The following is a 20,267-nucleotide window of genomic DNA, read 5'->3' as shown; positions in this document are numbered from 1 at the left end:
GAGGTGTTTCCCTTTGCCTGCAACGAAATCAACCCCTGATATCATAATGATTGTCGTTACGCTTATGTTGTTATCGATCGGTATAATAATGGTTTATAGCGCTAGTGCAGATTTAGGGCTATACAAGTTTGATGATGCGTTCTTTTTTGCAAAGCGACAACTGTTATTTGCCGGTGTAGGTATTGCAGCGATGTTTTTTATCATGAACATCAATTACATGACGTGGAGAGTCTGGTCTAAGATTCTTCTCATTATTTGTTTTGTATTATTGATCGCAGTTCTTGTGCCAGGTATTGGTATGGTGCGTGGCGGTGCTAGAAGCTGGATTGGTGTAGGTGCTTTTTCCATACAGCCGTCTGAATTTATGAAACTAGCCATGATTACATTCCTGGCTAAGTATCTATCAGAGCATCAAAAAAAGATCACTTCTCTTAAAAAAGGTTTAGTACCTACTCTCGGATTAGTGATGATCGCATTTGGCATGATTATGCTTCAGCCAGATCTAGGAACTGGAGCAGTGATGGTCGGAACAAGCATCGTGATGGTTTTTGTTGCAGGTGCGCGTATCTCCCATTTTGTAGGGATGGCTTTAATCGGTCTTATCGGACTTGCGGGATTAATTATCTCTGCTCCTTATCGAATTAAGAGAATCACTTCTTTTCTTGATCCTTGGAGTGATCCTTTAGGCAGCGGATTTCAGATTATCCAATCTCTCTATTCACTCGGGCCAGGTGGATTGCTCGGACTAGGTTTAGGGCAGAGCAGACAAAAATTTGGTTATCTACCTGAACCGCAAACGGATTTTATTTTTGCGATCCTCTCAGAAGAGCTCGGTTTTATAGGTGCTATTTTTGTACTAATCCTCTTTAGTCTTCTCTTATGGCGAGGAATCAGGATTGCTTTAGGAGCTCCAGATCTATTCGGTAGCTTTTTAGCGATAGGAATTATAGGAATGGTCGCTATTCAAGTGATGATTAATATTGGAGTTGTAACAGGTTTGATGCCTGTTACTGGAATAACACTTCCATTTTTAAGTTATGGAGGATCTTCATTAACTCTGATGCTTGCGTCAATTGGAGTAATCCTCAATATTAGCCGCTATTCAAGGTATTAATACTTGAGTTTCAAAGGAAATTCTCTTATTCTAAACATAGCGATTTAAAGACGTTACCCTGTCAATTATGGCAGGGTAACTTCTTTTTTGAAGTATATTCAAAAGATTGTTGTTTATAAAATGTATTAAACCATCATTGAAAAGTTGATTGGAGTGCAAGGATGCGAGACTCCTGCGGGACAGGCGGGCAGTCCTAAAAGTGGAAGTGGCTTGTTCAGCCCCGACCAGCAAAAGGTGAATGGGCTTCCAAGGCGCACTTTGCCTTGTGGACCATTTAGCTTTTGACCTCGAGGGGCTAGCCACTGCAACTAGGCAGGTGAGACACTTATACGAGAATCGTACGAATGTGGCTCACCGCCTGCCCCGCGGAAAGCGAGCATCCTGGAGCGGAAATCAACTACCTTCAAGAGCATCAAGTAGTTTTCTTTTAAAATAAGTAACAAAAAGAGTAATTCATTCGAATACTTCTTTGTCGATGTTTAAGGATATTGAAAACATGGAAAAGATTAACGCATAGCATATAAATAGAACGATGCGTATGAACGTAGGGGGTTTTTAATTATGTATAGCCAATTAGCTGAGAAATTAAAAAGTGAAGATTTAGGAACTGTCCTTGTAAATGAACCATTAAAAAACCACACCACATTAAAAATTGGTGGACCAGCTGACCTTTTTTATGAACCGAAAGACATTGAAAGTCTAAAAAAAGCATTAAGTTATATAAAAGAAGCCAACGCACCAATACGTGCAATTGGAAGAGGCTCTAACCTCCTAGTTGCAGACGGAGGCATAGAAGGGGTTGTCATTAAAGTAGGGGAGGGGATCAACCACCTTGAAAAAAATGATAACACAATTAGAGTTGGCGGGGGGTATTCGCTTATTCCGCTAGCCACTGTAATGTCACGCGAAGCTTATACGGGTCTAGAATTTGCAGCAGGTATTCCGGGATCAGTTGGCGGCGCTGTATTCATGAATGCAGGTGCGCACGGATCCGATATGTCAAAGATCGTTGATAAAGCCTTGATTTTATTACCTGATGGTGAGCTTACATGGCTTTCTAATGAAGAACTGAAATTCTCTTACCGTACTTCTGTTCTTCAAGAGACAGGTGGAATCTGTGTGGAAGTCATCCTCGTTTTGGATAAAGGAGATAAAGAAACGATCATGGCAGAGCTTAAGAAGAATAAAGATTATCGCAGAAACACACAGCCATGGAACTATCCTTGCTGTGGTAGTGTTTTCCGTAATCCGCTGCCTAATTATGCAGGACATCTTATTGAAACATCGGGACTTAAAGGGACTCAAGTAGGTGGGGCACAAGTTTCAGAGATGCACGCTAATTTTATTGTGAATACTGGAGATGCAAAAGCCAAGGACGTGCTGGATCTTATCAGTTATATACAAAAAACGATTAAAGAAAAGCATGGTGTTGAACTTCATACAGAAGTTGAGATCATTGGTAGAAATGATTAACAAAAAATTGGATAAATAGTGCTGAATTGCGGCTTATCCGTGCTATAATACAAAGAACAAGAAAAAATTAACTTTTGACGTTTCAAAACGAACCATACATTTCGTTATCTTCTGACAGTTGGACTGTTATCAGTACCTTTTTGAAGACTTGGCGTCTATCTGCCAAGTTCTTTTATTTCTGTCAACCGTTAATGTTTCTTGTACTAACTTATAAAACGGAGGAAGAGGATGGACAAGGTAAAGGTTGTCAAGATTGAGGACCGAATTCCGAAGCTGAAAGAACATCGCAAACAAAAAGCAAATCGTCGTCTTATATATTACTTGTCCTTTTTCTTCCTGTTATTGTTGGTCGTCGTTTATTTTCAATCAGATCTTAGTCATGTGAAGAAAATTACCGTCTCTGGCAACTATTTTGTAACCGACAATGAGATTCTTGAAAAAAGCAAAATTTCAACAAAGACAAAGTATTTGAATGTATCTGAGGAAGAGATTATGGAGCGGCTCGAAGATATCTCAGAGGTTAGTTCCGTATCCATCCAAAAGAAATTTTTTAACCAAGTTGTCATTAAAGTGAGTGAATTTCAACGCGTCGGGTATTTCAGAAAAGAGAACGTATACTACCCGATGCTTCAGAACGGAAAAATGTTAGAGCCTCTAAAGAAAAATGAGAGACCAGTAAATGCACCTGTAATTGTCAGCTGGAAAGATCCAGAACAATTAGAGATGATGGCACAGGAACTGCAGAAGCTACCTGAAGGAATCATTCATCGTATATCTGAGATCACACATACACCTTCATCCAACAGTTCAAACCAGCTAACGTTGTTTATGACGGATGGAAACAAAGTGGTGACATCGATCTCTAAGTTCTCAGAAAGGCTGACAGCTTATCCATCTTTAGTGAGCGAGTTAAAGCCTGAGGAAAAAGGAACGTTCTATTTAGGAATCAGCACACGTTTTGAACGATACAACCAAGTGGAGGAAAGTAATGAGAAAAATTAAAGGGACGCATCTTTTCCTATCTTTAATCCTACTCGTTACCGGGTTCATATTATCTTTCTCCTATCAGAGAGCGCAGATCGAAAAGCAAAATGTTGTGCAGAACAATGAATGGAAAAAGGAAGATTCATTGCGCAGCCAAATCTTAAATCTTCAAAAAACGAATAGAGAATTAGCAGGCGATCTTCAAAGTCTGCAGCAAAATGTTGAGAAGAAAGAAAATAAGCTGGCAGATCAAAAGGAGATATCTTCTAAACTAGTAGAAGATTTGAAAGAGCTCAGAATGGTAGTAGGGAACGTAAAAGTGAAAGGGGAGGGGGTAGAGGTTACTCTTCAAGATTCTTCCTATATACCGGAAGGGGAGAACCCTAACGATTATATCGTCCATGAAGAACATATAAGAGGTGTCATTGACGAACTTCACGTATCGGGTGCAGAAGCCATTGCGATAAACGGTCAAAGAATCTCTCACGATACGTATATCGCTTGTATCGGTCCTGTCGTTTCTGTGGATGGTAACCAATATCCTGCACCCTTTGTTATTACAGCAATCGGGAATTCTACAACCCTAGAGAAATCTTTGAATCTATACATCGTTGATAAAATTGTTAATGATGGAGTAGAAGTAAGAGTGGAGCAAGAAAGCGCGATCGAGATGGAGCCATTTATTACGGAAGAGGGATGAGTTAGTTGAAAGAAAGACAATTCATGTTTGCAACAATTGCCCTCATACTTGGCGGAATGCTGGCGATCCAATTTGAGACCACAAACAATCCTGTTGTTCGGGATACTAGAGATCTATGGGAATTAAGAGCTGATTTGGAAAAAGAGAAACAGCGTCAGCAGGAGCTTAATGAGGAATTTGAACGCTATAGTGAACTCCTGAACCAATACAAAGGTGAAGGTAAGGACGAAAAAATCCAAGCAATGGAAAAAGCGCTATGGGATTTAAAAAAACAGGCAGGATTAACAACGATTAGCGGACAAGGAATCGTAATAACGATCGAACCTTTTAGTGAAGAGCTAATTGGAGTAGGTCAACCTGTTCCTAAAATAGATCCTGATATGCTTAGAAGACTTGTAAACGAACTAAACCGATATGATGCGAATGAGATCTCTATAGATGGCCAACGCGTCGTATCTAAAACCCCGATCCGGGAAGTGAATGGAAACATCTACATAAACAATGAGCCTGTTTCTTCATTTCCGATTGAAATCCGAGTTTTGGCAAAAGACAATGAAAAACTTCATCAGAAGATCATTGCTTCACCCGCTGTAGAGGAGTTTATTCGAGAAAATTTTCTCGTCGAATCCAAACAAACAGCTAAAGTTATTTTGCCAGCTTTCGATAAAGATATGAAGGTGAAGTTTATGAAACCGGCAAAGGAGGAAACGTAAGATGTGGTTGCCGGTACTTGGACTGTTATTAGGTCTACTATTAGGTTTCATGTCTGATATTCGGGTCCCTCCAGAATATGCAAACTATTTATCGATCGCTGTCTTAGCTGCACTAGATACCTTATTCGGTGGTATACGTGCACATCTTCAAGGCAGTTTTGAAGATAAAGTGTTTATTACAGGTTTTTTCTTTAACATTTTATTGGCTGCTGGGCTCGCATACTTAGGGGTACACCTTGGGATCGATCTGTATCTAGCTGCGATTTTTGCATTTGGTGTTAGGTTGTTTAATAATATCGCTGTTATTAGACGCTTAATTATTTCCAAATGGTCAGATTCGCGCAAAAAGGCCTAAAAAATTTGAAAAAACGGTAAAAAAAAAGAGGGATAACCCGTTGTTTGTGGAATTTATTCCATAATTAAGCGTAAATTAAGGGATTTTTAAAAAATTAAGAAGATTTTTTGGATGAAAGGTAAGGAGGTGCCACAGAATGAACAGCAATGAAATTTATGTAAGTTTAGACATCGGTACATCCAATATTAAAGTGATCATTGGAGAAATGACTAGTGAGTCCTTTAATGTAATTGGTGTTGGCCATGCAAAATCAGCTGGAATCAGAAAAGGTTCCATTGTAGATATTGACGAAACTGTTCGTTCCATAAGAAAAGCCGTAGAGCAAGCAGAAAGAATGTTAGGTATTCCAATTAATGCTGTAATCGTAGGTGTAAAAGGAAACCATATTCAACTTCAGCCATGCCACGGTGTAGTTGCGGTATCAAGAGAAGACCGAGAGATCGGTGATGAAGACATCGCTAGAGTAATAGAGGCAGCTCAGGTTATGTCAGTGCCTCCAGAACGCGAAATTATAGATGTGATTCCTCGACAATTTATTGTTGATGGTACAGATGAGATTATTGATCCTCGAGGTATGTTAGGTGTTCGCCTTGAGATGGAAGGAACAGTAATAACTGGTTCCAAGACAATCTTACATAATTTATTACGTTGCGTAGAACGAGCTGGACTTACAGTGGCGGACATTTGTTTAGAGCCATTGGCAACATCATCGATTGCACTTTCACGTGATGAGATGGAGCTTGGTGTAGCACTGATTGATATTGGTGGGGGTTCTACTACACTATCTGTTTTTGATCAAGGTACCATGCAGTTAACATCTGTTCTTTCTGTTGGAGGAGACTTTATTACAAAAGATATATCCATCGGATTAAGAACGTCTGCTGAAGATGCAGAAAAGATTAAGCTAAAGCATGGTCATTCTTTTGTGGATTATGCATCAAAAGATGAGACATTTACAGTATCACAAATTGGATCTTCACAAGAACAAGAAATCTCGCAATACGAACTTTCGTTAATCATTGAAGCTCGTATGGCTGAAATATTTGAGATGATTGATGATGAATTGCATCAGCGCGGATATTCCGAACTGCCAGGCGGTTTTGTTATTACAGGCGGAGTTGCTGCAATTCCAGGAGTACTTGAGCTCGCCCAAGATATCTTCCAACAGAACGTACGTGTTTCCTTGCCGGATTATATCGGAGTTAGAGAACCGAAGTTTACAGCAGGTGTTGGATTAATCCAATTCACTCACAAAAATATTAAAGTTCAAGGAAAAGAAGTTGCCACTGCGTTAGCTGATAACGCTGGAGAACCTTTACCTAAAAAGAAACAACAATCCAGCCAAAAATCGGGACAAGAAAAACAATCCGGTGGCATGAAATCAAAAGTCAAAGACTGGTTTGGTTTATTTTTTGAATAACATTAAGGAACTAGTCATTAGGAGGAACGCTCATGTTAGAGTTTGATATGAATATGGATCAATTGGCGACAATTAAAGTAATTGGTGTTGGTGGCGGCGGAAGTAACGCTGTTAACCGTATGATCGAACACGGTGTACAAGGTGTAGAATTTATCTGTGTGAATACAGATGCACAAGCTTTGAATCTATCAAAAGCGCCTGTGAAAATGCAGATCGGAACGAAATTAACAAGAGGACTTGGGGCAGGTGCGAATCCTGATATCGGTAAAAAAGCTGCTGAAGAAAGCCGCGAGCAGATCGAAGAGGCACTCAGCGGTGCTGATATGGTCTTCGTAACAGCAGGTATGGGTGGCGGTACAGGTACTGGTGCGGCTCCTGTAGTTGCAGAGATCGCGAAAGATCTTGGAGCTCTTACAGTTGGTGTTGTAACAAGACCGTTCACTTTTGAAGGCCGTAAGCGTTCTACGCAAGCGGTTGGTGGCATCTCAGTATTAAAAGAAAAAGTTGACACATTAATTGTAATCCCGAATGATCGACTATTAGAAATCGTTGATAAAAATACTCCGATGTTAGAAGCTTTCCGTGAAGCGGATAATGTTCTTCGCCAAGGTGTACAAGGTATTTCAGACTTGATCGCTGTACCAGGATTGATCAACCTTGACTTTGCCGATGTAAAAACAATCATGACTGAACGCGGATCTGCACTCATGGGTATTGGTGTAGGTACTGGTGAAAACCGTGCCGCTGAAGCTGCGAAAAAAGCAATTTCATCTCCACTTCTTGAAACATCTATTGATGGAGCGAAAGGTGTATTGATGAACATTACTGGTGGAGCTAACTTGAGTCTTTATGAAGTGAACGAAGCAGCAGATATTGTTTCATCTGCTTCAGATCCTGAAGTAAACATGATCTTTGGTTCCGTAATTAACGAAGAACTAAAAGATGAGATTCTAGTTACGGTTATCGCGACTGGATTTGATGAAAATGAGAAGATGGTTAACAACCAGCAGAGAGCGGAGCGTCCTAGAATGCAGCAAGCTCCTACTTCTAATCAGTCTCATTCTTCTCAAAGTCAATCTCAACCACAAAGCCAGTCTCAAGGGCAATCTCGTGAAGAGAGCCAAGAATCAAGAAATACTTCTTACACGAATGCTGATTCAGATACGCTTGATATTCCAACGTTCTTGCGTAACCGCAGTCGTAACAGAAGAAGATAAATACAAAAATGAAAGCATGTTCTCTATTTTAGAGAGCATGCTTTTTTTTGCGAAAAACATCTTCCTAAAGCTGTTTTTGAATTCATTGTTGCATTTGTTAGTAGTCGATTTCCGTTCCAGTTTGCTCGCTTTCCGTGGGGCAGGCGGTGAGCCACATTCGTAACGTTTCACTTTTAAGTGTCTCACCTGACCGCCAGTCCCACAGGAGTCTCGCAACTTCCACTCCAATCAACTTGACAATGAAGAATTACAAAATCTCTTTTTAGTAACTAGCTTTTTGAAAAGAGTCAAATTAAAACAGCTTTTCTAAAGTACTAGATGCATTTTTGAGAAGAAGACTGTTGGTATCAATAAATCTTGAAGAATGCTTCAATGAATAGTTGATTGGAGAAGAAGGGAGGGACTCCTGCGGAATGAGCGGGTTTGTTGAATGCGGAAGAGACCTGTACCTTCGTGGACTATTTACATTATAACCTCGAGGGGCTAGAGGCGAAGCTAGACAGGTAGACCGTTTAATGACTGAAAGCAGAATGACCTCACCGTACACCTTGAGGAAAGCGAGCTCTGCATCGGAAATTAACCTCCTTCATGAGCAACAATGTATAAGCATACAGTTTTTTTTGTCATATTCTTGTCCGAAAAGCGTATACCTAACATATAAGTTATTTTGACAAAAATAGAGAAAATAAGAACTTTACTTCTCTCATAAACTGACAGACTTTCAAACAACCTATACGTTATACTGATTTCAAATTTAAGAAAGGAGAAAACCAATGACCCTTTATTTGGATGTCATTTGGTTTCTTAATTTCTGCATTGATTATGTTCTAATCTCTCTGACAGCGTATGTGCTAAAGCGCAATGCATCGAAAAAGAGAATCCTATTTGCTTCTTTATTAGCGTCAAGTTATGTGTTTTTAGTAATCTTTCCAGAACTAATGTTATTTTCACAGCCGATCATGAAATTTATCCTATCTATTTTTATTATGATTGTGGCGTTTGGTTTTAAGCGTTTCAAGTTTGTCATGAAAAATATAGCCATGTTTTATTTTGTTTCTTTTGTGACGGGTGGAGGTATTTTCGGTCTTCATTATTTTATGCAAAGTGATGCTGTGATTATGAATGGAGTTATCACGACAAAAAGTTCAGGTATGGGTGACCCGATCAGCTGGCTTTTTGTAGTAGCAGGTGTTCCTCTTCTTTGGTACTTTTCAAAGAAAAGAGTAGATGATATTTCTGTGGAAAAAATGGATTCCAACAGTCTTGTCAAAGTTACTATCAAAATAGACCAGATCTTGATATCTGCAAATGGACTTATTGATACTGGCAATAAATTATACGATCCTATTTCTAAAATGCCCGTCATGATCCTTGATATGAACAAACACGGTGATTCTTTTCCCGAGATCATTCGAACTGCTGCCAAAGACGTTCTTGCAATGAATACAGATGACAATGAGCACCTATGGCTTAACAGACTTCGAATCGTACCTTACCGCGCAGTAGGACATCAACAGTTTTTAGCTTGTTTAAAACCAGATGCCGTAGAAATAGAAAAGGATGGAGTATCGGTAGCATCTCCGCAGTGTCTCATAGGCTTGAGCTGGACAGTATTATCTAGCGAAGGTCAGTTTGATGCTATCGTTCATCCAAAGATGTACCTGCAACATGTACAAGCGTCCTAACAAAGGCGATACGTGAAAGCACTTAAAAGAAGATAATGTGAAAGGGGAGTTAACATGTTTAATAAGTGGCGTTTAAAAATGACGATGTACTGGTATAAGTTACTATTCAAGTTGGGGCTGAAGTCAGATGAGATTTATTATATTGGTGGAAATGAAGCTTTACCCCCTCCGCTTAGTAAAGAAGAAGAAGCGGTATTGCTTGAAAAGCTTCCTTCTGGTGACCAGGCTGCCAAATCTCTTTTGATCGAAAGAAACCTTCGTTTAGTCGTATACATTGCACGAAAGTTTGAGAACACAGGGATTAACATTGAAGATCTAATCAGTATTGGAACGATCGGCCTTATTAAAGCGGTAAACACGTTCAATCCAGAAAAAAAGATCAAGCTCGCCACTTATGCATCGAGATGTATAGAGAACGAGATCTTGATGTATTTACGCCGTAACAACAAGACACGGTCAGAAGTATCGTTCGATGAACCGTTAAATGTGGATTGGGATGGGAACGAACTTTTGCTCTCAGATGTTCTTGGGACAGATGATGACATTATAACGCGCAGAATTGAGGCAAATGTAGATCGTAAACTTTTATTAAAAGCCCTATTTACCTTAAACGATCGTGAAAAACAGATCATGGAACTTCGCTTCGGTCTTTCGGGAGGAGAAGAAAAAACACAAAAAGATGTAGCAGATATGCTCGGAATTTCTCAGTCTTATATTTCAAGGCTGGAAAAGCGAATCATTAAGAGACTTCAAAAAGAATTTAATAAAATGGTTTAACACATATTGAATATAGCTTTTGATCACTTATTACCGTTTTCTGTAAAATAATAATTGCATAAATTTCCCTCCGTTCGGTGATACTTAATTTGAAATTAGCTCCCGGCAGGAGGGAAAAGACTTGACAAGAAATAAAGTTGAGATTTGCGGAGTTGACACATCAAAGCTTCCTGTTTTAAAAAATCCAGAGATGCGTATTCTTTTTGATAAGATGCATAAAGGTGATCCAGATGCACGCGAAACTTTGGTTAACGGAAACCTCAGGCTCGTTCTGAGTGTCATTCAAAGGTTCAACAACCGCGGAGAGCATGTAGATGATTTATTTCAAGTAGGGTGTATCGGGCTGATGAAGTCCATAGACAATTTTGATCTAGGTCAGAATGTTAAGTTTTCAACCTATGCAGTTCCGATGATTATTGGTGAGATTCGCCGGTATCTTCGAGACAATAACCCGATAAGAGTTTCAAGAAGCTTAAGGGATATCGCATATAAAGCACTGCAAGTTCGAGATCAGCTTATGAACAAACTATCTCGGGAGCCAACGGCACAACAGATTGCAGAAGCTCTAGATGTACCAAAAGAAGAAGTTGTCTTTGCACTTGATGCCATTCAAGATCCAGTTTCACTATTTGAACCGATCTACAATGATGGTGGTGATCCGATCTTTGTTATGGATCAAATCAGCGATGATAAAGCAAAAGACATGCAGTGGATTGAGGAGATTGCTTTAAAAGAAGGAATGCGCCGGCTGAATGATAGAGAAAAGATGATCTTAACGATGCGTTTCTTTCAAGGAAAAACGCAAATGGAAGTCGCTGATGAGATCGGAATTTCCCAGGCGCAAGTATCGAGACTTGAAAAAGCAGCAATCTCTCAGATGAATAAAAACATCCAAAGCAGCTAAAACCCGTTTTCACGGGTTTTTTTTATTTTTGGACAGAAACATGAAATAGCTTTGTCCTTCATATACTGTTGTAAGAGAGGCGGGGATTGCAGATGAATAAAATATCAGATTTTCAAGTGAAAGATGTGGTTAACGTAGCAAATGGAAAAAAGCTCGGTCATATAGCTGATCTTGAAATCAACTTAAATACTGGAAAGATAGATGCGATCATCATCCCTGGTGCTGGAAAGATGCTTGGTTTTTTTGCAAGAGAGAACGACATCGTGATACCTTGGAGAAATATTGTTAAGATTGGTGCAGATGTTATTCTTGTAAGACATATGGAAGCTAGCGAATTAAATGAATATGTTAAAGAACCGTTTGATCAATTGAAATAAACGGTTCTTTTTTCTTTCTTGCTTTAAATTGTGGTAAAATAAAGATAAAACTTTCCAGGAGGAGTACATACTTATGAACACATTTGAACGATCTGGAAAGCATCTTGCAATACAGACATGGCATAAGATAAATTCTAAGGTTATTGCTGGTTTCACAACACGTGAAGGCGGGAATAGTACAATGCCCTTTCATTCTATGAACATGGGTTTTCATGTGAATGATGATCCAGATATGGTTCGGACAAACCGCGAATTATTTTCAGCTGACATCAGTTTTCCGGTTGAAAATTGGGTTGGCTCTAAACAAGTTCATGCTGAAAATATTGTAAAGGTATCTAAAGAAGATAGAGGATTAGGTTCTTTAGATTTTGAAACGGCAATTCCCGATGCAGATGGATTATATACATCAGATGAAAACATCCTTTTAACCTCACTGTATGCGGACTGTGTACCTCTCTATTTTTTTTCGCCGAACGATAACTTGATCGGACTCGCACACGCGGGATGGAAAGGAACAGTTGCAAAAATCGGTCCAGCAATGATCAAAACTTGGCAAGATAAAGAGAATGTTGACGTGAAGGCGGTATTAGCCGCAATCGGTCCTTCTATAGGGCATTGCTGTTATGAGGTAGATGATCGAGTAATTAAAGAAGTAAAAGCAGCATTAGGCGGAGATACGGAAGACACCGTTTATAAGAAGAATGCAGCAGGAAACTATCAATTAAACTTGAAAAAACTAAATGAAATCCTTCTCTTAAGAGCTGGAGTATTGCCAGAAAATATTATCGTTTCAGATCAATGTACGAGCTGTCAAAACGACGTGTTCTTTTCACATCGTAAAGATAGAGGCAAGACGGGAAGAATGATGAGTTATATAGGCAGGAAAGGGGATTAATCAAGAAATTGGGTATCAAAGAAAACAAAGAACACATCTTAAATGAAATTCAAAAAGCATGCGAGAAAAAAAACAGATCTTCAAAGGGCGTTAATTTGATCGCTGTGACGAAATATGTGAGTAATGAAACAACGAGAGCGGCTGTTTCAGCAGGTATTGAACATATCGGTGAGAACAGGATAGAAGGACTGCTATCCAAAAAAGAATTTTTGAAAGACACGTCAGTTAAATGGCACTTTATCGGAACTCTGCAAACTAGAAAAGTAAAAGATGTGATCGAGCATGTGGATTATATCCATTCATTAGACCGTTTAAGTTTAGCGAGTGAGATTCAAAAAAGAGCAGAAAAGACCATTTCATGCTTTGTACAAGTTAACGTAGCGGAAGAAGATTCCAAACATGGTTTGCCAGTAAAAGATGTGGTCGCTTTTGTCGATAAATTAAAAGACTACGATCGTATTAAGGTTGTCGGACTTATGACTATGGCACCTTTTACTGATGATGAATCCTTAATCAGAAACGTGTTTTCTACATTAAAGCAACTTCAATTGGAAATACAGAGACAAAAAATGGTTCATGCTCCATGTACTGAACTATCTATGGGAATGTCTAACGATTTTTCGATTGCTGTTGAAGAAGGTGCAACATTTATTAGAATAGGGACGAGTTTAGTAGGAAAAGAATTTTAGGAGGTGGTACAAATGGGAATTAAAACAAAATTCAAGCGCTTTTTTGATCTAGAAGACGATTATGAGTATGAAGAAGAATACGAGGAAGAATCAAGACAAGAAGAAGAGGAAATCACACCGTCTCATACGAAAAAAGGAAAACCGAACGTTGTAAGTCTTCAAAGTATTCAACAACAAGTTAAAGTTGTTCTTGTAGAACCTCGTGTATATGCAGAAGCTCAAGATATCGCAGATCAATTAAAGAATCGACGAGCTGTTGTTATGAATTTACAAAGAATTCCGCATGATCAAGCAAAAAGAATCGTAGACTTCTTATCAGGGACTGTTTATGCAATCGGTGGTGACATACAAAAGTTAGGGCCGAATACATTTTTGTGTACTCCTGAAAATGTTGATGTTTCCGGAACGATTTCAGAAATGATGGAAGAAGATTAAATCAGGCAGGTGAAAATTATTGAATATGATCTATGCAGTTGAAGACGTAGTACTAACTCTTATCCAGATCTACTATTACATGATTATCGGGTACATACTATTATCTTGGTTTCCAAACGCTCGTGAGTCATCCATCGGTCAAGTGATCGCTAGACTCGTTGAACCATATCTATCTCCTTTTCGAAAGATTATTCCGCCTCTTGGCATGATTGATCTTTCACCAATCGTAGCTTTAATGGCTCTGCACTTTGCTCGTTTTGGTGTTTCGGCGATCGCACAGATGATAGCTCGTTCACTTTAGGTGATAGATATGAGTATCTATCAGCATTACAGACCAGAAGAGCATGAATTTGTGGATCGGGTCTTGCACTGGAAGTCTGAGGTGCTCGAGAGGTATAGTCCGAGATTGACGGACTTTCTTGATCCGAGAGAACAGGAAATCGTAAAAACCATCGTTGGTAACGATACAGAAGTTCGCCTCTCTCTATGGGGAGGCTCTTCTTTTTCTGAACGGAAGAGAGCATTGATTTATCCGGATTATTATGAAGCTCAGAACGAAGATTTTCAATTAGTCTGCTATAACATTCAGTATCCTGCTAAATTCTCTACGATTGAACACCGAGATGTTTTAGGAGCCTTAATGAACATCGGTGTTAAGAGAGGGAAGTACGGTGATATTTTAATTTCAGGGGATCGTGTTCAATTCATTTGTGCAACTGAGATCTCTGGGTTTATTGAATTGAACTTAACGAAAGTCGGTAAGACAGGTATTACGTTACATACTATTTCAGAAGATGAACTAGCAGAAGTAAAGACTGAATATAACGAAAAGAGCGGGACCGTGTCTTCACTAAGACTAGATGTGGTTGTCGCTGAAGTGTACAACCTTTCCCGAGCAAAAGCATCCCCCTTGATCCAACAAGGTCGGGTTAAGCTCAATCATAAGATTGTTGACCATGTTTCAACTGAAATGATGGAAGGTGATGAGCTCTCAGTAAGAGGATTCGGCAGGAGTAAACTCATCGCGATCGAGGGAACGACTAAGAAAGAAAAGTGGCGTATCCGTTACGGACTTTTAAAATAATTTCCTTAAATAGAAGGAATGACGGAAAATTTGTCGAAATTAGGTAAAAAATAATGCATCAATGGAGGTGGCCGTTGTGCCTTTAACACCACTGGATATTCATAACAAAGAATTCACAAGAGGTTTCAGAGGGTATAGTGAAGATGAAGTGAATGACTTTCTAGATCAAGTCATCAAAGATTATGAAACAGTGATCCGAGAAAAGAAAGAACTAGAGGAAACGGTAGCGAACCTTGAAGAAAAGATCTCTTATTTTAAAAACATTGAGGAAACTCTGAATAAGTCGATTCTAATTGCTCAGGAAACAGGGGAAGAAGTAAAACGTACAGCAAATAAAGAGGCTCGCTTAATTGTAAAAGAAGCTGAAAAAAATGCCGATAGAATCATTAACGAGTCGTTATCAAAATCTCGAAAGATTTCAATGGAAATTGATGAATTAAAGAAACAGTCTTCTGTTTACCGAACGCGTTTCAAAATGTTGATCGAAGCTCAACTTGAAATGTTAAAGAATGATGATTGGGACTCGTTGAATGCACCAGATAATCTTGAAGGCTATGAACTACAGGAAGTAAAGTCGTAAGCTTGACATTACTTTAAAAAATCGCATATACTTTTCTAAGATTAATATGTGACGAAGACGGGGAGAGTAAATTACTTTTATCTATTAAAGCGAGCTAGGAAATGGTGTGAGCCTAGTATAGAGAAGTATTCGAAAATCACCCTAGAGTTCCTGGACTGAAAAAGCAGTAAGTTCAGGCGCCTCATCCACGCTACGGATGACTAAGCGGGTTTCGTGTTTATATACGAACCTATTAGGGTGGTACCGCGGGATAACCTTCTCGTCCCTACTGTTAGCATGCAGTAGGGGCGAGAAGGTTTTTTTGTTTTAACATGGTACTTTTGGTCATCTGTCACGTTTTATCGTAATGAAGGAGGAAAGATGATGAATTATAAAGACACATTATTAATGCCGAAAACAGAGTTCCCGATGCGAGGAAATCTTCCTCAAAGAGAACCTGTTGTTCAAGACAAGTGGAAAGAACTAGACATCTACAAGTTGGTGTTAGAAAACACGAAGGATTTACCTCCGTTTATCCTGCATGATGGACCACCGTATGCCAATGGTGATATTCACATCGGACACGCAGAGAATAAAATTTTAAAAGATATCATCGTGCGCTTTAAATCGATGACAGGTCACTATGCTCCTTACGTTCCTGGTTGGGATACTCACGGGCTGCCGATCGAAACAGCACTAACAAAAAGCGGTAAAGTAAAACGCAAAGAACTAACAGTTGCAGAGTTCCGTAAGCTTTGTGAAGAGTATGCGCTGAAACAAGTCGATCATCAACGTGAGCAGTTTAAACGTCTAGGTGTTCGTGGAGATTGGGAAAACCCTTATATCACGCTAGATAAAGGTTACGAAGCTCGACAGATCGAAGTATTTGGCGAAATGGCCAAAAGAGATCTGATCTACAAAGGTTTAAAACCTGTATATTGGTCTCCTTCATCAGAATCGGCATTAGCAGAAGCAGAGATTGAGTACCAAGATAAACGTTCAGCTTCTATCTATGTAGCATTTGATGTAAAGGATGGAAAAGGTGTTCTTGATGCAGATGAGAAACTTGTAATCTGGACAACGACTCCATGGACGATTCCTGCAAACTTAGGAATCTCTGTTCATCCACAGTTAGATTACGTTTCTGTTCAAACGGAAAATGGAAAATATGTTGTAGCTGAAGCACTATTAGAATCACTAACGAAAGAATTTGAGTGGGATCAGGCTGAGGTAGTGAAACACTTTAAAGGTGCTGACATTGAGCATGCCGTAGCCAGTCACCCTCTATATGACCGTGATTCACTAGTCATGCTTGGCGACCATGTAACAACGGATGCAGGTACTGGTTGTGTCCATACAGCTCCTGGTCACGGAGAAGATGACTTTTTAGTTGGTAAGAAATACGGACTAGAAGTATTGTGTCCTGTTGATGACAGAGGTGTTATGACGAAAGAAGCACCTGGATTTGAAGGATTGTTCTATGATGAAGCGAATAAGCCGATTACTGAACAATTACAAGAAAAGGGTGCTCTACTAAAGCTTTCATTCATCACACACTCTTATCCGCATGATTGGAGAACGAAAAAACCGGTAATCTTTCGTGCAACTGCTCAATGGTTTGCTTCGATCAAAGGAATCCGTGAAGATATGCTTCGTGCGATTGAAGAAGTTAACTGGGTTCCAACTTGGGGGGAAACACGTTTACACAACATGATCAAAGATCGTGAAGACTGGTGTATCTCTCGTCAGAGAGCTTGGGGTGTTCCAATTCCAGTCTTTTATGGCGAAGATGGTGAAGCAATTCTTACAGAAGAAACGATTAGTCACGTTGTAGAATTGTTCAGAGAGCATGGATCAAACATCTGGTTTGAAAGAGATGCAAAAGATTTGCTTCCGGAAGGATTTACTTCACCTCATAGCCCAAATGGCCGTTTCTCAAAAGAAACAGATATCATGGATGTTTGGTTTGATTCGGGTACATCTCACTGGGGTGTTCTTGAAGAGAGAGAGAATTTAGTAAGACCTGCAGATCTTTATCTTGAAGGATCTGACCAATATCGTGGATGGTTTAACTCTTCTCTTTCTACATCTGTTGCAATCACTGGTAAAGCTCCTTACAAAGCTGTCTTAAGCCATGGTTTCGTTCTAGATGGAGAAGGACGTAAGATGAGTAAGTCAATTGGTAATACATTAGATCCGATCAAGGTGATGAAGCAGCTAGGTGCAGATATCATCCGTTTATGGGTATCGTCTGTTGATTACCAATCAGACGTACGTGTATCAGACGACATCTTAAAACAAGTTGCTGAAGTATACCGTAAAATCAGAAATACACTTCGTTTCTTGTTAGGTAACCTGCATGGATTTGATCCGAAGCAGCATTCTGTAAAGTTTGAAGATATGCCGGATCTTGAAAAATACATGATGGTTAAACTCGATAAAGTAGTAGCTAAAGTGAAAAAAGCTTACGAAGAATATCAGTTTATTACGGTATATAATACGATTCACAACTTCTGTACGATTGAGTTAAGTTCGTTCTATCTAGATATGGCAAAAGATACTCTATATATTCAAGCAGAAGACGATCATAAACGCCGCAGCATTCAAACTGTGCTTTATCAATCACTCATGGCACTTACAAAGCTTTCTGCTCCTGTTCTTTCTCATACAGCTGATGAAGTATGGGAATACATTCCAGGCGTTGATGAAATGAGTGTGCAATTAACAACAATGCCAGAAGTTCAGAACTACCAAGGTACTGAAAACCTTGAAAAAGACTGGGATGTATTCATGGATGTTCGTGATGAAGTATTAAAAGCACTTGAAGAAGCAAGAAGCCAAAAAACAATTGGTAAGTCACTAACCGCTTCCATTACTCTTTATCCGACAGAAGCTTTAAAACCATGGTTAGAATCAGTAGGGGACTTGAATAAGCTCTTTATCGTTTCTAAAGCTGAAGTCGGAGGAGTGAAGTCAGAAGCTCCTGAATCTGCAGGAGTGTATGAGCATGTCGCTGTTTCAGTAAGCTCTGCAGAAGGTGAAACTTGTGAACGCTGCTGGGTTGTTTCTGAAGATGTTGGGCAGAACGAGAGCCATCCAACACTTTGTGCAAGCTGCGCAGAGATCGTTGAAAAGCACTACGCTTAAAAGTATCAGTTATTTAAACAGATAAATCTATAAAAGTTTTTGTACTTTTTTTTTCTTCTTTGAAAGTTGATCGGAGTGTAAGGTGCGAGACTCCTGCGGGACAGCGGACAGGTGAGACCCTTAAGGGCGCGTAGCGTCAAGGGGCTCACCGGTCGCCCCGCGGAAAGCGAAGCAACCTGAAACGGAGAACAACTACTTACAAGAGCATCAAAGTTAACTCAAACTGTTTAATCCCGCATTTTTGCGGGATTTTTGTTTGTTGTGGTGTACTTCATTGATGTCAGGCACAAATTAAATTGTAGAACGTCCGATGGCTGTGCTACAATTCATAAAGACATTAATTTCTGTATCGGAGGAGTTCTATTGTTTTATTATCTTGTAGCTTTGCTCATCTTGGTAATCGACCAAGTGACAAAGTGGCTAATCGTAAAGAATATGGAATTAGGGCAATCTATTCCTGTTATTGATCAAGTATTCTACATAACCTCTCACCGAAACAGGGGAGCCGCATTTGGTATTCTCCAAGATCAGCGATACTTTTTTATCATTATTACCGTTATTGTTGTGGGTGCAGTTGTTTATTACCTACAAAAACACGCACATGATACACTCCTTAAAACGGCGCTTGCACTAGTATTAGGGGGAGCTGTTGGTAATTTTATCGATCGTTTGCTTCGCGGAGAAGTTGTTGATTTTCTGAATGTTTACATCGGCAGCTATGACTTCCCGATTTTTAATGTAGCCGACTCAGCACTCGTAGTAGGTGTTGGTTTGATTTTTATTCAAAGTTTTATGGAAAGCAAAAAGAAGGAGCCAGAAAATGAACAAATTTGAATATACGGTAACTCCTGAACAAGCAGGAAACCGTATTGATAAAGTTTTATCTGATGTGCAGGATGATTGGTCACGTTCTCAGATTCAAAACTGGATCAAAGATAAGATTGTGTTGTTAGAAGGAAAACCTGTAAAGTCTAATTATAAATGTACAGCTGGAGATGTCATCGAGATTGAAATTCCAGAACCAGAAGTATTAGATGTTGTACCAGAAGAGATGAATCTGGATATCGTGTATGAAGATTCCGATGTACTTGTAGTAAATAAGCCACGCGGGATGGTTGTTCACCCGGCACCTGGGCATTATAGCGGAACTCTAGTAAACGGTCTTATGGCACACTGCAAAGATCTATCTGGAATCAATGGTGTACTTCGTCCAGGAATTGTTCACCGTATCGATAAAGATACATCTGGATTACTAATGGTCGCAAAAAACGATAAGGCTCATGAATCTCTCGTTGATCAACTTAAAGCAAAAACAACAACTCGTGTTTATAAAGCGATCGTTCATGGAGTGATGCCACATGACCAAGGTACGATTGATGCTCCAATCGGAAGAGACAAGAGTGATCGTCAAAAAATGACCGTAACCGATGAAAACAGCCGAGATGCTGTTACTCATTTTAATGTGATCAAACGGTTTACGAATTACACGTTTGTGGAATGTCAGCTAGAAACAGGACGTACACACCAAATTCGTGTTCATATGAAATATATTGGATTCCCATTAGCCGGAGATCCGAAGTATGGTCCTTCAAAGACACTGCAGATTGAAGGTCAAGCGCTTCATGCACAAACTTTAGGGTTTGATCATCCTAGCACGGGTGAATATATGGAATTCGAACGAGAAATTCCTGCGGATATGAATGAACTACTAGATCTGTTAGAGAAAAGAAGTTGACAAA

Annotated in this window: 21 protein-coding genes and 1 other annotated feature; all 21 genes read left to right on the top strand. The window is 39.5% G+C overall.

Annotated elements, in window-relative coordinates:
- Positions 1 to 13: 13 nt before the first annotated feature.
- Positions 14 to 1,114 carry a stage V sporulation protein E gene (gene spoVE, locus H9648_RS09980; RefSeq protein WP_191753689.1) on the top strand — a complete coding sequence of 367 codons (1,101 nt, stop codon included), beginning with the start codon at positions 14 to 16 and terminating at the stop codon, positions 1,112 to 1,114.
- A gap of 561 nt (positions 1,115 to 1,675) precedes the next feature.
- Positions 1,676 to 2,587, top strand: a complete 912-nt coding sequence (murB, locus tag H9648_RS09975) for a UDP-N-acetylmuramate dehydrogenase (protein ID WP_191753688.1) — start codon at positions 1,676 to 1,678, stop codon at positions 2,585 to 2,587.
- 228 nt (positions 2,588 to 2,815) lie between these two features.
- Positions 2,816 to 3,589, top strand: a complete 774-nt coding sequence (locus tag H9648_RS09970) for a cell division protein FtsQ/DivIB (RefSeq protein ID WP_191753687.1) — start codon at positions 2,816 to 2,818, stop codon at positions 3,587 to 3,589.
- Positions 3,576 to 4,271, top strand: coding sequence for a DUF881 domain-containing protein (locus H9648_RS09965; protein ID WP_191753686.1), 696 nt, complete (start codon positions 3,576 to 3,578; stop codon positions 4,269 to 4,271). The genes H9648_RS09970 and H9648_RS09965 overlap by 14 nt, the downstream gene beginning before the upstream one ends.
- A gap of 5 nt (positions 4,272 to 4,276) precedes the next feature.
- The gene (locus tag H9648_RS09960; protein ID WP_191753685.1) at positions 4,277 to 4,984 is read left to right on the top strand and encodes a DUF881 domain-containing protein; all 708 of its coding nucleotides are present in this window, start codon (positions 4,277 to 4,279) and stop codon (positions 4,982 to 4,984) included.
- A 1-nt stretch (position 4,985) separates the two neighbouring features.
- Entirely contained in the window at positions 4,986 to 5,339 is a 354-nt protein-coding gene (locus tag H9648_RS09955; RefSeq protein WP_066393455.1) for a small basic family protein, read from the top strand.
- A gap of 136 nt (positions 5,340 to 5,475) precedes the next feature.
- Complete coding sequence (ftsA, locus tag H9648_RS09950; protein WP_191753684.1) at positions 5,476 to 6,759, top strand: cell division protein FtsA; 1,284 nt, start codon at positions 5,476 to 5,478, stop codon at positions 6,757 to 6,759.
- 32 nt (positions 6,760 to 6,791) lie between these two features.
- On the top strand, positions 6,792 to 7,976 hold the full coding sequence (ftsZ, locus tag H9648_RS09945) for a cell division protein FtsZ (RefSeq protein ID WP_191753683.1): 1,185 nt from the start codon (positions 6,792 to 6,794) through the stop codon (positions 7,974 to 7,976).
- 773 nt (positions 7,977 to 8,749) lie between these two features.
- Positions 8,750 to 9,661: a sigma-E processing peptidase SpoIIGA gene (gene spoIIGA, locus H9648_RS09940; protein WP_191753682.1), complete on the top strand. Its 912-nt coding sequence runs from the start codon at positions 8,750 to 8,752 to the stop codon at positions 9,659 to 9,661.
- A gap of 54 nt (positions 9,662 to 9,715) precedes the next feature.
- A complete protein-coding gene (gene sigE, locus H9648_RS09935; protein WP_191753681.1) occupies positions 9,716 to 10,438 on the top strand; it encodes an RNA polymerase sporulation sigma factor SigE in 723 nt (240 codons plus the stop codon).
- A 121-nt stretch (positions 10,439 to 10,559) separates the two neighbouring features.
- Positions 10,560 to 11,342: an RNA polymerase sporulation sigma factor SigG gene (gene sigG / locus H9648_RS09930; RefSeq protein ID WP_066240567.1), complete on the top strand. Its 783-nt coding sequence runs from the start codon at positions 10,560 to 10,562 to the stop codon at positions 11,340 to 11,342.
- A gap of 92 nt (positions 11,343 to 11,434) precedes the next feature.
- The gene (locus H9648_RS09925) at positions 11,435 to 11,719 is read left to right on the top strand and encodes a YlmC/YmxH family sporulation protein (protein WP_066289211.1); all 285 of its coding nucleotides are present in this window, start codon (positions 11,435 to 11,437) and stop codon (positions 11,717 to 11,719) included.
- 73 nt (positions 11,720 to 11,792) lie between these two features.
- Positions 11,793 to 12,614 carry a peptidoglycan editing factor PgeF gene (gene pgeF / locus H9648_RS09920; protein ID WP_191753680.1) on the top strand — a complete coding sequence of 274 codons (822 nt, stop codon included), beginning with the start codon at positions 11,793 to 11,795 and terminating at the stop codon, positions 12,612 to 12,614.
- Positions 12,615 to 12,622: 8 nt separating this feature from the next.
- The gene (locus H9648_RS09915; protein WP_191753679.1) at positions 12,623 to 13,303 is read left to right on the top strand and encodes a YggS family pyridoxal phosphate-dependent enzyme; all 681 of its coding nucleotides are present in this window, start codon (positions 12,623 to 12,625) and stop codon (positions 13,301 to 13,303) included.
- 12 nt (positions 13,304 to 13,315) lie between these two features.
- Positions 13,316 to 13,738 carry a cell division protein SepF gene (locus H9648_RS09910; RefSeq protein WP_191753678.1) on the top strand — a complete coding sequence of 141 codons (423 nt, stop codon included), beginning with the start codon at positions 13,316 to 13,318 and terminating at the stop codon, positions 13,736 to 13,738.
- Between the two features lie 25 nt (positions 13,739 to 13,763).
- On the top strand, positions 13,764 to 14,039 hold the full coding sequence (locus tag H9648_RS09905) for a YggT family protein (protein WP_225218836.1): 276 nt from the start codon (positions 13,764 to 13,766) through the stop codon (positions 14,037 to 14,039).
- A 9-nt stretch (positions 14,040 to 14,048) separates the two neighbouring features.
- A complete protein-coding gene (locus tag H9648_RS09900; RefSeq protein WP_191753677.1) occupies positions 14,049 to 14,822 on the top strand; it encodes a YlmH family RNA-binding protein in 774 nt (257 codons plus the stop codon).
- A 76-nt stretch (positions 14,823 to 14,898) separates the two neighbouring features.
- Positions 14,899 to 15,402, top strand: a complete 504-nt coding sequence (locus H9648_RS09895; protein WP_191753676.1) for a DivIVA domain-containing protein — start codon at positions 14,899 to 14,901, stop codon at positions 15,400 to 15,402.
- A gap of 45 nt (positions 15,403 to 15,447) precedes the next feature.
- Positions 15,448 to 15,672, top strand: a binding site (T-box leader).
- Between the two features lie 93 nt (positions 15,673 to 15,765).
- Positions 15,766 to 18,528, top strand: coding sequence for an isoleucine--tRNA ligase (gene ileS, locus H9648_RS09890; RefSeq protein WP_191753746.1), 2,763 nt, complete (start codon positions 15,766 to 15,768; stop codon positions 18,526 to 18,528).
- A 363-nt stretch (positions 18,529 to 18,891) separates the two neighbouring features.
- Positions 18,892 to 19,362 (top strand): signal peptidase II, encoded by a 471-nt coding sequence (gene lspA / locus H9648_RS09885; RefSeq protein ID WP_144700897.1) that lies wholly within the window; start codon positions 18,892 to 18,894, stop codon positions 19,360 to 19,362.
- A complete protein-coding gene (locus H9648_RS09880; protein ID WP_191753675.1) occupies positions 19,349 to 20,263 on the top strand; it encodes an RluA family pseudouridine synthase in 915 nt (304 codons plus the stop codon). Before lspA ends, H9648_RS09880 begins: the two co-directional genes overlap by 14 nt.
- The last annotated feature ends 4 nt before the right edge of the window (positions 20,264 to 20,267 follow it).

It is taken from the genome of Fictibacillus norfolkensis, from assembly GCF_014836645.1.
In the GTDB taxonomy this organism is placed as follows: domain Bacteria; phylum Bacillota; class Bacilli; order Bacillales; family Fictibacillaceae; genus Fictibacillus; species Fictibacillus norfolkensis.
The sequence above is the reverse complement of the archived record's forward strand: the minus strand, read 5'-3'. Positions and strand labels throughout refer to the sequence as shown.

What these genes read in the sequence shown, in the direction of transcription:
- murB (WP_191753688.1), top strand. Translation starts at nt 1,676, where the DNA reads ATGTATAGCCAATTAGCTGAGAAATTAAAAAGTGAAGATTTAGGAACT.
- H9648_RS09970 (WP_191753687.1), top strand. Translation starts at nt 2,816, where the DNA reads ATGGACAAGGTAAAGGTTGTCAAGATTGAGGACCGAATTCCGAAGCTG.
- H9648_RS09965 (WP_191753686.1), top strand. Translation starts at nt 3,576, where the DNA reads ATGAGAAAAATTAAAGGGACGCATCTTTTCCTATCTTTAATCCTACTC.
- H9648_RS09955 (WP_066393455.1), top strand. Translation starts at nt 4,986, where the DNA reads ATGTGGTTGCCGGTACTTGGACTGTTATTAGGTCTACTATTAGGTTTC.
- ftsA (WP_191753684.1), top strand. Translation starts at nt 5,476, where the DNA reads ATGAACAGCAATGAAATTTATGTAAGTTTAGACATCGGTACATCCAAT.
- ftsZ (WP_191753683.1), top strand. Translation starts at nt 6,792, where the DNA reads ATGTTAGAGTTTGATATGAATATGGATCAATTGGCGACAATTAAAGTA.
- spoIIGA (WP_191753682.1), top strand. Translation starts at nt 8,750, where the DNA reads ATGACCCTTTATTTGGATGTCATTTGGTTTCTTAATTTCTGCATTGAT.
- sigE (WP_191753681.1), top strand. Translation starts at nt 9,716, where the DNA reads ATGTTTAATAAGTGGCGTTTAAAAATGACGATGTACTGGTATAAGTTA.
- H9648_RS09925 (WP_066289211.1), top strand. Translation starts at nt 11,435, where the DNA reads ATGAATAAAATATCAGATTTTCAAGTGAAAGATGTGGTTAACGTAGCA.
- pgeF (WP_191753680.1), top strand. Translation starts at nt 11,793, where the DNA reads ATGAACACATTTGAACGATCTGGAAAGCATCTTGCAATACAGACATGG.
- H9648_RS09910 (WP_191753678.1), top strand. Translation starts at nt 13,316, where the DNA reads ATGGGAATTAAAACAAAATTCAAGCGCTTTTTTGATCTAGAAGACGAT.
- H9648_RS09905 (WP_225218836.1), top strand. Translation starts at nt 13,764, where the DNA reads ATGATCTATGCAGTTGAAGACGTAGTACTAACTCTTATCCAGATCTAC.
- H9648_RS09900 (WP_191753677.1), top strand. Translation starts at nt 14,049, where the DNA reads ATGAGTATCTATCAGCATTACAGACCAGAAGAGCATGAATTTGTGGAT.
- ileS (WP_191753746.1), top strand. Translation starts at nt 15,766, where the DNA reads ATGAATTATAAAGACACATTATTAATGCCGAAAACAGAGTTCCCGATG.
- H9648_RS09880 (WP_191753675.1), top strand. Translation starts at nt 19,349, where the DNA reads ATGAACAAATTTGAATATACGGTAACTCCTGAACAAGCAGGAAACCGT.